Here is an 11,973-nt window from a genome sequence, read left to right on the forward strand (position 1 = left end):
TTTGGTTTGTACACTTGGCTATTTGCGCTTGTCGTGAGCTGGTGGCTTTCCGCTCTTGCGGGGTCTGCTCGCCTTGTTGCCAGCGTCTCGCTTCTTGCCCTTGCTCTTGTCGAACTTCTTGAAGCCAGGTTTTGCACGTACTCGCGGCCCATCCGCATTGCTCCGCGCGGAGCGATGCTTGCGATTGACGCGGGCGGTTTCGCGCGGCCCGCTTTCCGATCGTTCGATCGCAACTGGCTCTTCGTCGCCGTCACTTTGGGCTGAGCGCGCAGATGCATCGGCAAACTTGTCCGCGATCTGTCGCGGAATCTGGAAGAACGTCTCGTCAGGTCCAATCCGGATTGCGCCGATTTCATTGCGCGTGATGTGCCCGCGGCGGCAGAGCAGCGGCAGGATCCAGCGTGGATCTGCGTTCTGGCGCCGGCCCAGGTCCATTCGAAACCAGACAATATCCTCGAAACCGGGCCGGTGGCGTTCCTTTTGCGCTTCTCGCCGCGCTTCGGGCGTGTTTGCGATCAGATCTTCCGGCTCCGGCATTTTCGCGCGATGAGCCTGCACGAGCATGGCGGCGATTTCGGCGGGTGTGCGCTCGGCCAAGAGGCGTTCAGCCAATTCGCGGTCGTCATCGTCAATAGTGACTGGCTCCAGCAGTTTTTCCAGCAACCGTCCGCGATCCTTCGCCTTGATGGCGTCGCGATCAGGCGCATCGGTCCATTCGGCTGCGATCCTCGCATGGCGCAGCATCGATTCGACACGCTTGCGCCGTGAGAACGGGACGATGAGCACAGCCGTGCCCTTCTTGCCCGCGCGGCCCGTCCGCCCTGAACGGTGCTGCAGGGTTTCGGCATCACGCGGAATCTCGACATGGATGACCAGGCTGAGCGATGGCAGGTCGATGCCGCGTGCAGCGACGTCAGTGGCGACGCACACGCGGGCCCGGCGGTCGCGCAAGGCCTGAAGTGCCTGGTTCCTTTCAGACTGGGAATGCTCTCCCGACAAGGCGACGACTGCAAAGCCGCGCTCCTGCAGAGTTGCGTGCAAGTGCCGAACCTTCTCACGGGTTGCGCAGAACAGGATGGCGGTCTCGGCCTCATGATAGCGCAAGAGATTGACAGCCGCATTCTCGATTTCGGGCGGCGAGACGGTGACGGCCTGATAGGAAATGTCGCCGTGGCCGCGCCCGTCGCTGATCGTGGCGATACGCAAGGCATCGCGTTGATAGCGGCGGGCAAGCGCTTCGATCGGGCGGGGCATCGTGGCGGAGAATAGCAGCGTCCTGCGTGTTTCCGGCGTTGCGTCGAGGATCTCTTCAAGCTCCTCGCGAAAACCCATGTCGAGCATTTCGTCCGCCTCGTCGAGCACGACTGCTGCAAGGCTGGACAAGTCGAGGGCGCCACGTTCGAGGTGGTCACGGAGCCTGCCAGGCGTGCCGACGACGATGGTTGCTCCGCTGCGCAGGGCCTTGCGCTCCTGCGAAGGGTTCATGCCGCCAACACAAGTCGCGATGCGTCCGCCGGCCTTGCCATAGAGCCAGGCCAATTCCCGGCTTACCTGCAGGGCCAGTTCACGTGTCGGCGCTACGACAAGGGCGAGCGGTTTTTCCGAGAACCCGATCGTATCGCTTTCGCCAAGCAATTCCTTTGCCATGGCTAATCCGAAGGCGATCGTCTTTCCTGAGCCGGTCTGGGCGGAAACGATCAGGTCGCGGCCGGATGCTTCCGGTTGCATGACTTCAGCTTGCACGGGGGTGGCCGTTGAATAGCCGCGTTCGGCAAGGGCAGCTTCTAGGCTGGAGGGAAGGGGAGGAAAGTTCATGGCATTAGCCTGATTTGAGAGGGGCGCGCCGAATTGGCGCGAACTGCGCAATTCGGGTCGGGATTGGAGCGCTGACGCAATCCGGTTTGGGTGATTGCCGCCTCCCATAGGCGCGGATTTCACTCTTGGCTTGCGAAAAAGGAAATTTCCGGACTCAGGTTGTCTGAATCCCGGTGGCGGTACGAATCTGATGCCCAGATACGAAGAGGCAGGTGCCGGTCGCCCGCCACCTGCCCCTCAACCCCGGCGGAGTGTTTGCTTATTTCTTGCCGGCACCTTCCAGCAAGGCATCGAGGCCCTGCTGGTCCTTGACCACCAAGGTGCTGCGATCGATCAGATCGCCAATGTCCCAGAAGAACGGTTTCAGCCCATTCTCGAGAGACTTCTGGGTTACATACTTCATCCAGTGCGCGCGCGACGCCAGGTGCAGATCAAGGTCGAGCGGGTTGGAACGCCTCGGCGCCCCGTATTCGCCAAGCAGCATGGGAATGCCCTTGCTGGCGAACAGATCGTTTGCCAGCTGCATCTGCTGGTCGATGTGGTCCTCTTCACCCCAGGTGGCGTTGCGATCCGGTTCGATTGTGGAGTGGTAGTCCTTCCCCCAATAAAAGAACATTTTGCCCCAGCTCGCGTCCTCGGTGAGAATGCAGAAGTTCGGCGGCGAGTAGAAGTGCGGCTCGACCATCAATCGGTCAGGGACTGTGTCGTCGGGCATTTTGGTCCAGAGCGTACTGGACAGATCGATGTTTGTGTTCGGCAATTGCAGAACCAGGACGCGATAGGCGTTTCTCCCGCCAGTCGAACGGACGGCGTCGATGAAGGTCTGGTGATATTCATACAGGACGGCCATCTGCTCTTCCGTATCGCAATTCGGTTCATTTGCGCTGGCGAACAGCAGGCGCTCATCGAAATCGCGCAGATGCGTGGCGATCTGTTCCCAGAACGCCCTCTGCTTGTCACTCACGGCGTCCTTCTTGTCCTCAGTGACATTCTTTTCCAGCCAGCCGCCATCCCAATGGATGTTCAGGAACACGTACATGTCGGCGTTGATGCAGTACTGCACCACCTCCTTGACGCGATCGAGCCAGGTTGCCTGAATTTCGGCCGTATCCTGGTCCGAATATTGATCCCACGAACATGGCAGTCGGATCGCGTCAAATCCCAATGCCTTGGCCTTGTCTACGAAAGCCTGGGTAATCATCGGATTGCCCCAGAAGGTTTCGCCACCGATGGCCTCCAGCGTGTTGCCGATGTTCAAGCCGAGAGTGAACTTTCCGGCGACCTCGACGGCCGTTCCCATGTTCGTGGAAATGTCTGCGATCGGGTCCGTGTTGTAGCTCGGATAGAGGCTGGATGGCGGAGGAGGCGGCGGCGGAGGCGGCGGCGGAGGGGGAGGCGGCGGAGGAGGTGGAGGTGAGGAGGAGGTCGATCCCTCACCGCCGCCACATCCAGTGGCAGCCAATGCAATTGCCGAAACAATAATCTCACGTCTCGCCAGCTTCACGCATGCTCTCCTTGTCTTGGTCTATTCTCAGGCGCCCCGAATATCGGTGGTTGAGGTCCGGTGGACGGGTGACGTCTGTCTGGGATTCAGAGCTCCACTAACAAGAATATTTTATAAGTAAAAATGAAAAAGCATTCCCGCAAACAGAGGTTCGCTGAGACTCCCCATCAAACAACTGCAAAACAACAGGATATGGAGATCGCCGGCGTATGGTACCGATGGTATAGAACCTTGGTTTTGAGGCTGCCGGTGATGAGATTGGACTGCATAACTGTTGACGAGACCCGAATCAGTAACTCATACAAAAAGAGTCTGGCGTTCTCGAGATCGCATGCGATTTGCATCGCCCCATTCGGGTTCGTCGAGCAGCCCGGATTCTGTCTGTCGCCTGATAGATATTCATGGTTTAATGCAAAAATGAACTTGCATATATGGAAAGGATGATCCTACGTGCCGCCTATGGGAGAAGCCAGAGATCTGTGGGGACGCGTACGACATGCGCCAGTGGGTTTCGGCGGGTCGGTACTCGGCAATCTCTACCAGTCCATCGAAGAATCCGAAGCAATCGAGGCAGTGCACCGTGCCTGGCATTGCGGTGTGCGATATTTCGATACCGCGCCATTTTACGGCATGGGCCTGTCCGAAAAACGGCTGGGTGAAGGCCTGCGCGATCTGCCGCGCAGCGACATCGCTATTTCGACCAAGGTAGGCCGTCTGCTTGACCCGACCAGCGAAGTCTTGCCTCAGATGCGTGACGGCTTTGCCGATCCCCTGCCGAACACCGTGCGCCTTGATTACAGCTACGACGGAGTGATGCGATCATTTGAGGATAGCCTGCACCGACTGGGGGTGGACAGGATCGAGATCCTCTACGCCCATGACCTGGGGGCTTTGACTCATGGCGAGATGCATCTGCACTATTTCGAGCAGTTTGCGGATAGTGGCTACCGGGCGATGGACGAGCTGCGCAGCAGCGGCGCAGTCGATGCGATCGGGCTTGGTGTCAATGAGACTGCCGTGATCGACCAGGCCATGGCCATCGGAAGTTTCGACTGTTTCTTGCTGGCCGGACGTTACACCTTGCTCGAGCAGGATCCGCTGAACGGCTTCTTCGATCGAGTTGCGGATCATGGCGCGCGGATCGTGGCCGGCGGAGTCTACAACAGCGGCATTCTGGCGACGGGGACAGGCACGGGTCAGCCGGTCTATTTTAACTATGAACCTGCGCCTTCCGAAGTCATTGCGCGGGTCGAAAGGATAGAGGCGCTGTGCAGCGAGGCCGGAGTGCCAATGGCTGCCGCCGCTCTGCAATTCGCCCGGGCGCATCCTGTCATGGCCACGGCCCTGGTGGGACTGGGTAGCGCGGAGCTGGTCGACCACACATTGGCTCTGGCTGGGACGCCGATCCCGGAATCGTTCTGGGCTTCGCTCAAGTCCGAACATATTATAGCGGACAATGCGCCTGTTCCGGCGCCTGTCGCGCGGCAGGATTGATGCGGCATGATCGACGCGCATCAGCATTTCTGGTCTCTCGCCAATCCGTTTGCCGATTGGCCGACCTCAGATCTCGAGGCAATCCACCGGGATTTCGGTCCGGCTGATCTTGAGCCACTGCTGGCTGAGGCCGGCGTTACCGGGACCGTTTTGGTCCAGGCTGCTCCGGCAGTTGAGGAAACCCGCTATATTCTGGCACTTGCCGAGCGAACCGCTCACGTCAAAGCTGTGGTGGGCTGGATCGATTTCGCTGCCGCAGATGCGATCGAGCAGATGGGCACACTCTCGCACAATCCATGGCTCAAGGGATTGCGCCCGATGATCCAGAGCGAGCCGGAACCGGGCTGGATCTTGCAGACCTCTTTTGAGCCTGTCTTCGAAGCGATGACTGCCGTCGGCCTGCGCTTCGATGCGCTGGTCCGCCAAGACCAGATCGGCGATATCGCCGCGCTGGCCGCGCGCCATCCTGATTTGCCGATCGTTCTTGACCACTGCGGCAAGCCGGCGATTGCCGAGAGCGATCCTGCGAAATGGCAGAAATCGATCACGGACCTTGCCGCACACCCCAACGTCCATTGCAAGGTTTCCGGCCTCTGGACCGAAGCGGGAGAAGACTGCACCCCGGCTGCGATCAAGCCATATGTCGACACTGTCCGCGCTGCCTTTGGCGAGGAGCGATTGATGTGGGGCAGCGACTGGCCGGTCCTCAACCTTGCTGGCAGCTACCAGGCCTGGCTCGATCAGGCTTTGGCGCTGTTTGATGATCTGAGTTCCACTCAGCGCGCCGCTGTGTTTGGCGGCAATGCTGCACGCTTTTACGGAATCGACCATGACTGATATCGCGCAGGCCATTGCCCTGCACCCTGCTGACAACGTGGTTATCTGCATTGCGCCGGTCGAGGCGGGAATGCGGGTCGCGTTCGACGGCGAAGAAGTGATCGCGGCCAGTTCAATCGGCATTGGCCATAAGCTGGCGCGCCGCGATCTTGCGTGCGGGGACAAGGTGCTGCGCCATGGCATCCCGATAGGAACGATGGTCAGCCCTGCAGCCCGCGGGGAACACGTTCACCGGCACAATCTGCGCAGCGACTACATTCCTTCGCATGAACGCGATGTCCTGCGCGGCGGAGATACGAAATGAACGAAAATCTCGCCGTATGGAACGGCTACCTCCGTCCCGATGGGCGAAAGGGCATCCGCAATGTGTTTCTGGTCGCCTATCTGGTCGAATGTGCGCACCACGTGGCGCGCCGGATCGTTACCGAAATTGCTGACGACGATGTCCAGTTGATCGGGTTCCCGGGATGCTTCCCCAGCGTCTATGCCGATACGATGATGGAAAGGTTGGCGACCCATCCCAATGTGGGTGGCGTGCTGTTGCTCTCGCTGGGTTGTGAAGGGTTCGATCGTGAAGGATTGGCAGAGCGCATTGCAAACTCGGGCCGCCCGGTTGAAACGCTGGTCATCCAGCAGCAGGGCGGCACTCGCAAGACGATCGAGGCTGGCGTGGCCAAGGTTCGTGAGCTGCAGGCGATAAGCGCCGAGAACACTCCCCGAGTATCCATGGGCGTTGCCGATCTTGTTGTCGGAACGATTTGCGGCGGATCGGACGGGACCAGCGGGATCACTGCAAACCCGGCCGTGGGCCGCACGTTTGACCGGCTGATCGCCGAAAGTGGAACTTGCATCTTCGAAGAAACCGGCGAGCTGATCGGATGCGAACAGGTCATGGCAGATCGCGCAATCACGCCCGAGCTGGGCGCGCTGATCGAGCAATCGGTGGAGAAGGCCGAGCGCTATTATACCGTTCTGGGTTACGGCAGCTTTTCGCCCGGCAATGCCGAAGGCGGGCTTACGACGCAGGAAGAAAAGTCGCTCGGTGCCTATTCCAAATCCGGCGACAGCCCGATTTCCGGCTTGCTCAAGCCTGGCGATCAGCCTCCCGGCCCCGGTCTCTATCTGCTTGATGTGGTGCCCGATGGAGAGGTCCGTTTCGGCTTTCCCAATATCTCGGACAATGCCGAAATCGTCGAACTGATCGCTTGCGGTTGCCACGTGATCCTGTTCACCACAGGCCGGGGCTCGGTAGTCGGATCGGCTATCAGCCCGGTCATAAAGGTTTGTGCGAACCCGGAAACCTATGCCCGCATGGCCGACGATATGGACGTCGATGCGGGTCGCATTCTGACCGGCGTAGCCGATCTCGATCAGGTCGCGGGAGAAATCTACGAGGCCGTCATCAATGTCGCTGGCGGAGCGCGTAGCCTTTCAGAGGAAATGGGCCATCAGGAATTCGTCCTGACTTACAAGCAATTCGAACCGGCTGGCCCGGCCTGCCTGCCGGTCAGGAGCCAGAGATGACCACCAACCCATTCGATCTGACCGGCAAGCGTGCGCTGGTAACAGGCGCCGGACAAGGGATCGGCAAGGCCTGCGCCGAGCTGCTGGCCGCGCAGGGAGCGGACGTTCTCGCCGTCGATCGCAATGCCGAGACATTGGATGCGCTTACCGGTTGCCGTACCCAAATTGTCGAAATGACCGATCCTGCACAAATCGCGGCGCTCGTCCCGCAAGACGGTTCATCCTATCAGATCTTGGTCAATAGCGTCGGCAAGGTCCATGGGGGCGCACTGCTCGACAGCGCCGACGCCGACCTGGACGAGGCATTCTCGATCAATGTCGCGACTATGGCGCGGCTGATCCGCGCACTCCTGCCGGGCATGATCGATGCGGGCGGCGGATCCATCGTCAATATCGCTTCGGTTGCAGGTGCGATCATCGGTGTGCCCGATCGGTTCGTTTACAACACGACCAAGGCTGCTGTGGTCGGGCTGACCAAGGCCGTTGCCGTGGACTATGTGACCCAGGGGATCCGCTGCAACGCGGTCTGTCCGGGCACGGTTCGCTCGCCTTCTCTGGAAGATCGACTGCGTGAGACAGGCGATTTCGAAGCAGCGCTGGCCCGGTTCTCTGCGCGCCAGCCGCTCGGAAGGCTCGGCACGCCGGAAGAAGTGGCGGCTGTGGTGCTGTGGCTGGCCAGCGATGCTGCAGCCTTCGTGACGGGGCAATGCCAAGTAATCGACGGGGGCTGGTCCAACGCCTGATGGCTGCGGATCATTAAAAGGGGAGGGGATTGCAGTGACACCCACGCATTTCGAAACAGCGGATGCGCCGCAAGTCGCCGGAGAAGATCGGGCACCATTGGTGGAGCGCGGCTTTTTGGTGGCCTTCGCGGTTGTCACCAGCCTGTTCTTCATGTGGGCGATAGCCAACAATTTCAATGATATCCTGATCAAGCAATTCCAGAAGGCGCTTGAATTGACGCGAATGGAGTCGGGCCTGATCCAGACTGCATTCTATTTTGGCTATTTCACTTTCGCTCTCCCCGCCGGGTGGTTCATCGCCAGGCGCGGCTACAAGGCTGGGATCATCGCAGGGTTGGGGCTCTATGCGGTAGGCGCCTTGCTGTTCTGGCCTGCGGCCGGAGTGCGTGAGTTCGGGTTCTTCCTGATTGCGCTCTATGTCATCGCCGCGGGCCTGGCCTTTCTCGAAACCGCAGCTAACCCGCTGATTGCCGCCATGGGGCGCGAGGAAAGTGCGGCGCAGCGTCTGACCCTTGCGCAGAGCTTCAACGGCCTTGGCGGTGTGGTCGCGCCCTTTCTTGGCGGTGCACTGATCTTTTCTGGCATCGATCATAGCGCGGCTGATCTGGCTGCCATGACTCCCGAGCAAATAGATTCCTATCGCGCGACTGAGGCGCTTGCGGTGCGATTGCCTTACCTGGCGCTTGCTGGCGTGGTGCTGACTCTTGCCGCAATCGTCGCGCTGACCCGCTTCCCGGCAATTGCAGAGGAAGAGGGCTCCGGGCCGGCCGTTGGCGGCTTGCGCGCAGCGTTGCGTAGCCCGCGCCTGCGCGCGGCAATCCTGGCCCAGTTCTTTTATGTGGGCGCGCAGGTGACGGTGTGGAGCTACTTTATCAACTTTGCCCAGGACCTGACCGGGATCGGCGAAAAACTGGCCGCGCAATGGCTGGGATTCAGTCTGTTCCTGTTCATGGTCGGGCGCTTCGCGGGGGCAGGGTTGATGCGCTTTGCAAGGGCGCCGCTGCTCTTGACCGCTTACGGGCTGATCGCAGCTGTACTCTGCGGCATTTCGATGGTCGCTGGCGGTATGGTCGCGGTGGTCGCGCTGGGGCTGACAAGCCTGTTCATGTCGATCATGTTTCCGACCATCTTCACCCTTGGCCTTGCAGGCTTGGGGCAAAGTAAACGAATGGCCTCTTCGCTGATCGTCATGTCCATCATTGGCGGGGCAATCTTCCCGCCGTTGACAGGCCTGCTGGCCGACCGGCTCCAATCACTTTCCCTGGCGATGATCGTGCCACTGGTCTGCTTCCTTGTTGTCGCACACTTTGGCCGCCGCGTCAGTCTCGACACATCGAGGGAGGTTGCCTGATGGCGCGGCAGGTCTATGTGCTCGATCTCAGCGACGAGACGCTGGCCGAGGAGTACGAACAATGGCATCGACCGGGCAACGTTCCAGCGCGGGTGTTGCAGGATATCGTCGATGCCGGCAATCTGGTGATGGAGATCTATCGGACCGGCGATCGGCTGGTCATGATTACCGAGACTGAAGGGAACGCCCAGCCGCAGGACCGCACCGGGAGTGCGGAATCGCAGGCCTGGGAAGCGCAGATGGACCGGTTCCAGAAACCCGTTCCATCCGCTGCTGAAGGCGTGAAATGGCAACCAGCCGAGTGCATCTTCATGCTGGCTGAACACTTGCGGAAGGACATTGAATGAAATTGCTTCGCTTTGGGGATCGCGGCGCGGAACGACCGGGGCTGCTGGACGCAGATGGCCGGATCCGCGACCTTTCCGGCGTGATCGAAGATATCGATGGGGCGGTGCTTTCTCCATCAAGTCTTGCCAGGCTGGCCGAACTCGATCCGTCGAAACTGCCGCTGGTTGAAGGTGACCCGCGCCTTGGCCCTTGCGTCGGGAACATCGGCAAGTTCCTGTGCATCGGGCTCAACTTCACCGATCACGCAGCCGAAACAGGCGCGACTCCGCCCAGCGAGCCGATCATGTTCACCAAGGCAACGAGCGCTGTCAGCGGTCCGAACGATCCGATCATTCGGCCGCGTGGTAGCACCAAACTGGATTGGGAGGTCGAACTGGCCCTGGTGATCGGTTCGCCGATATCCTACGCCGATGTCGAAACGGCGCGTTCCGCGATTGCCGGGTACTGTATTTGCAACGATGTGTCCGAGCGCGAGTTCCAGCTGGAACGCGGCGGGTCATGGGACAAGGGCAAAGGTTGCGACAGCTTTGGTCCGATCGGTCCCTGGCTGGTCACTGCAGACGAAGTCGGCAATCCCGGCAACCTTGATATGTGGCTGGAGGTCAACGGAACCCGGTACCAGGATGGTACCAGTGCCAATATGATCTTCGATTGCGCTGCGATCGTCAGCTATGTCTCGCAGTTCATGAGCTTGCAGTCGGGCGATGTGATCACCACCGGGACGCCGGCCGGGGTTGGAATGGGTCTAAACCCACCGCGCTTTCTTGTGCCGGGCGATGTGGTTGAATTGGGAATCGCCGGGCTTGGTGTCCAGCGTCAGGTGGTCGTCGACTGCGACTGACGATTGCAGCCGAACTGCTGTGAGACGGGTGTCAGGCCTGATAACCTAGCCGGTCTGAAATTCGCTCGGTTGTGCGGCGCAGGATTTCGCATGCCTCGTCCAACTCGACCTTTTGCGAACCGTCGATCATGGACATGAAGGGGATGGTCAGGGCGGCCTGCACGTCCTGCTTGAAACCGAAAACGGGAAAACTGATATCGGTCACGCCATAAGTTATTGGGCTCTTCCGGCGGTCGAAGCCTGCCTTGCGAATTGCCTCCGACCTCTTGTTCAGCCACTCCAGATCGACCTTCTGGCTTCCTTCTTCTTCGGCTTCGCCAACGATCCGTTCCACCCGCATGGGATCGGAGAAGGCCAGGATAACCTGACCCGAACAGCTGTTGATGATATCGACCCGTGCGCCAACTTTCAGGGAAAAGCCGCGCGTGCCCGGTTGTTCCTCGCGAGCGACGACCATCCCGTGTCCCTTGCTTGGTACGACCAGATGGCAGGATTGACCCGTCTCGAGCGCCAGTGCCTGCATTTCGGGGAGAGCAGCACGGACAAGATCTTGCGAAGGCGTTGCGCGGAAGGCGACATCGAGGAGCTTGTAGGTGACCGTGTAGCGGTCGGTTGTGCGGGACTTGCGCAGATAGCCGAGGTTTTCCATCACCACGACAATTCGGAACAGCTCGCCTACCGTTCGCCCGAGGTCAGCCGCAATTTCACTAATTAGAGCCCCCTTAGGGTGGGCGGCCAGGTATTCGATTACCTCAAAGGCCTTTTCGACCGCGGGAGCCGCATAGGCCCGCTTGAGTTCTGATCGCGGCATTTTCGGTTCCCCTCACTGGCGTCCGTTTCGCCACCCACGCCCGCGTTTTGTCAAATTCTCCGGCAATTGCAATGGCGATTAATACCGTCATGCAACGGCGTGCCCGGAGCTTCGCCATGGCCGAGCATCTCAAGCAACGTCTCTGCCTAGGGGCGCCCAAGCTACATATTCGATTAGCTGTCTTGGCAGTTTACTGCAGCACCCGGATCGGCGGTCAGGAATATTGCATAAAAGAAAGTACGAAACTATATATGAAAAGGGATTAGGCATTGCCACGACGGGGTGAGGTAATTGAAGGCAATTTTGTGCGATGCGCCTTGCGCCTTGTCGACCGTGGAGCGCGAGATGCCCGTTGCCGGCCCTGGGGAGGCCTTGCTTAAAGTCGAGCGGGTCGGCCTGTGCGGGACCGATTACCACATCTACTCTGGAACCCAGCCCTTCCTTACCTATCCACGGGTGATGGGGCACGAGATTTCCGGAACGGTCGCCTCAATTGGCGAAGGCTCGGCCTTCCGCATCGGTCAATTGGTAACGGTTAACCCCTATATCGCTTGTGGTCGTTGCCGGGCGTGTCGGCGCGGAAAGCCGAATTGCTGCCGGAACATCTCCGTACTTGGCGTGCATCAGGATGGTGCCATGACCGAGTTTGTCTGTGTACCCGAAAGTGCTCTGGTCGATGCTACCGGCCTGACGCCGGAGCATGCA

General features: G+C 59.8%; 12 protein-coding genes. 9 read left to right on the forward strand and 3 right to left on the reverse strand.

Annotation, left to right across the window (positions count from 1 at the left end):
- Positions 1 to 18: 18 nt before the first annotated feature.
- Complete coding sequence (locus tag ACQY6C_RS11270; protein WP_427968764.1) at positions 19 to 1,815, reverse strand: DEAD/DEAH box helicase; 1,797 nt, start codon at positions 1,813 to 1,815, stop codon at positions 19 to 21.
- Between the two features lie 259 nt (positions 1,816 to 2,074).
- On the reverse strand, positions 2,075 to 3,319 hold the full coding sequence (locus ACQY6C_RS11275; protein WP_427968766.1) for a glycoside hydrolase family 5 protein: 1,245 nt from the start codon (positions 3,317 to 3,319) through the stop codon (positions 2,075 to 2,077).
- 459 nt (positions 3,320 to 3,778) lie between these two features.
- Between ACQY6C_RS11275 and ACQY6C_RS11280 the strand changes: the two genes are divergently transcribed.
- From ACQY6C_RS11280 to ACQY6C_RS11315, 8 genes are read left to right on the forward strand one after another with little or no spacing between them, the layout of a single operon-like run.
- Positions 3,779 to 4,813: an aldo/keto reductase gene (locus ACQY6C_RS11280; protein ID WP_427968768.1), complete on the forward strand. Its 1,035-nt coding sequence runs from the start codon at positions 3,779 to 3,781 to the stop codon at positions 4,811 to 4,813.
- A 6-nt stretch (positions 4,814 to 4,819) separates the two neighbouring features.
- The gene (locus tag ACQY6C_RS11285) at positions 4,820 to 5,650 is read left to right on the forward strand and encodes an amidohydrolase family protein (RefSeq protein ID WP_427968769.1); all 831 of its coding nucleotides are present in this window, start codon (positions 4,820 to 4,822) and stop codon (positions 5,648 to 5,650) included.
- The gene (locus ACQY6C_RS11290) at positions 5,643 to 5,954 is read left to right on the forward strand and encodes a UxaA family hydrolase (RefSeq protein WP_427968771.1); all 312 of its coding nucleotides are present in this window, start codon (positions 5,643 to 5,645) and stop codon (positions 5,952 to 5,954) included. The genes ACQY6C_RS11285 and ACQY6C_RS11290 overlap by 8 nt, the downstream gene beginning before the upstream one ends.
- The gene (locus ACQY6C_RS11295) at positions 5,951 to 7,174 is read left to right on the forward strand and encodes a UxaA family hydrolase (RefSeq protein ID WP_427968773.1); all 1,224 of its coding nucleotides are present in this window, start codon (positions 5,951 to 5,953) and stop codon (positions 7,172 to 7,174) included. Before ACQY6C_RS11290 ends, ACQY6C_RS11295 begins: the two co-directional genes overlap by 4 nt.
- Positions 7,171 to 7,917: an SDR family oxidoreductase gene (locus tag ACQY6C_RS11300; RefSeq protein ID WP_427968774.1), complete on the forward strand. Its 747-nt coding sequence runs from the start codon at positions 7,171 to 7,173 to the stop codon at positions 7,915 to 7,917. Before ACQY6C_RS11295 ends, ACQY6C_RS11300 begins: the two co-directional genes overlap by 4 nt.
- Before the next feature lie 34 nt (positions 7,918 to 7,951).
- Positions 7,952 to 9,268, forward strand: coding sequence for an L-fucose:H+ symporter permease (fucP, locus tag ACQY6C_RS11305; RefSeq protein WP_427968776.1), 1,317 nt, complete (start codon positions 7,952 to 7,954; stop codon positions 9,266 to 9,268).
- Positions 9,268 to 9,615 carry an L-rhamnose mutarotase gene (locus ACQY6C_RS11310; RefSeq protein WP_427968778.1) on the forward strand — a complete coding sequence of 116 codons (348 nt, stop codon included), beginning with the start codon at positions 9,268 to 9,270 and terminating at the stop codon, positions 9,613 to 9,615. The genes fucP and ACQY6C_RS11310 overlap by 1 nt, the downstream gene beginning before the upstream one ends.
- Positions 9,612 to 10,457 carry a fumarylacetoacetate hydrolase family protein gene (locus tag ACQY6C_RS11315; RefSeq protein ID WP_427968780.1) on the forward strand — a complete coding sequence of 282 codons (846 nt, stop codon included), beginning with the start codon at positions 9,612 to 9,614 and terminating at the stop codon, positions 10,455 to 10,457. Before ACQY6C_RS11310 ends, ACQY6C_RS11315 begins: the two co-directional genes overlap by 4 nt.
- A gap of 31 nt (positions 10,458 to 10,488) precedes the next feature.
- On the opposite strand, the gene ACQY6C_RS11320 is transcribed toward ACQY6C_RS11315, so the two are convergent.
- Positions 10,489 to 11,268, reverse strand: coding sequence for an IclR family transcriptional regulator (locus tag ACQY6C_RS11320; protein WP_427968782.1), 780 nt, complete (start codon positions 11,266 to 11,268; stop codon positions 10,489 to 10,491).
- 345 nt (positions 11,269 to 11,613) lie between these two features.
- Here ACQY6C_RS11320 and ACQY6C_RS11325 point away from each other — a divergent pair.
- Positions 11,614 to 11,973, forward strand: a 360-nt coding sequence (locus tag ACQY6C_RS11325; RefSeq protein WP_427968784.1) for an alcohol dehydrogenase catalytic domain-containing protein, incomplete at its 3' end; no start/stop codon positions are given.

Source organism: Altererythrobacter sp. (assembly GCF_050299635.1).
In the GTDB taxonomy this organism is placed as follows: Bacteria; Pseudomonadota; Alphaproteobacteria; order Sphingomonadales; family Sphingomonadaceae; genus Erythrobacter.

Excerpts from the sequence above, each read along its gene's own strand:
- ACQY6C_RS11285 (WP_427968769.1), top strand. The coding sequence starts at position 4,820 with ATGATCGACGCGCATCAGCATTTCTGGTCTCTCGCCAATCCGTTTGCC.
- ACQY6C_RS11295 (WP_427968773.1), top strand. The coding sequence starts at position 5,951 with ATGAACGAAAATCTCGCCGTATGGAACGGCTACCTCCGTCCCGATGGG.
- ACQY6C_RS11300 (WP_427968774.1), top strand. The coding sequence starts at position 7,171 with ATGACCACCAACCCATTCGATCTGACCGGCAAGCGTGCGCTGGTAACA.
- ACQY6C_RS11290 (WP_427968771.1), top strand. The coding sequence starts at position 5,643 with ATGACTGATATCGCGCAGGCCATTGCCCTGCACCCTGCTGACAACGTG.
- ACQY6C_RS11270 (WP_427968764.1), bottom strand. The coding sequence starts at position 1,815 with ATGAACTTTCCTCCCCTTCCCTCCAGCCTAGAAGCTGCCCTTGCCGAA.
- ACQY6C_RS11315 (WP_427968780.1), top strand. The coding sequence starts at position 9,612 with ATGAAATTGCTTCGCTTTGGGGATCGCGGCGCGGAACGACCGGGGCTG.
- ACQY6C_RS11280 (WP_427968768.1), top strand. The coding sequence starts at position 3,779 with ATGGGAGAAGCCAGAGATCTGTGGGGACGCGTACGACATGCGCCAGTG.
- ACQY6C_RS11320 (WP_427968782.1), bottom strand. The coding sequence starts at position 11,268 with ATGCCGCGATCAGAACTCAAGCGGGCCTATGCGGCTCCCGCGGTCGAA.
- ACQY6C_RS11310 (WP_427968778.1), top strand. The coding sequence starts at position 9,268 with ATGGCGCGGCAGGTCTATGTGCTCGATCTCAGCGACGAGACGCTGGCC.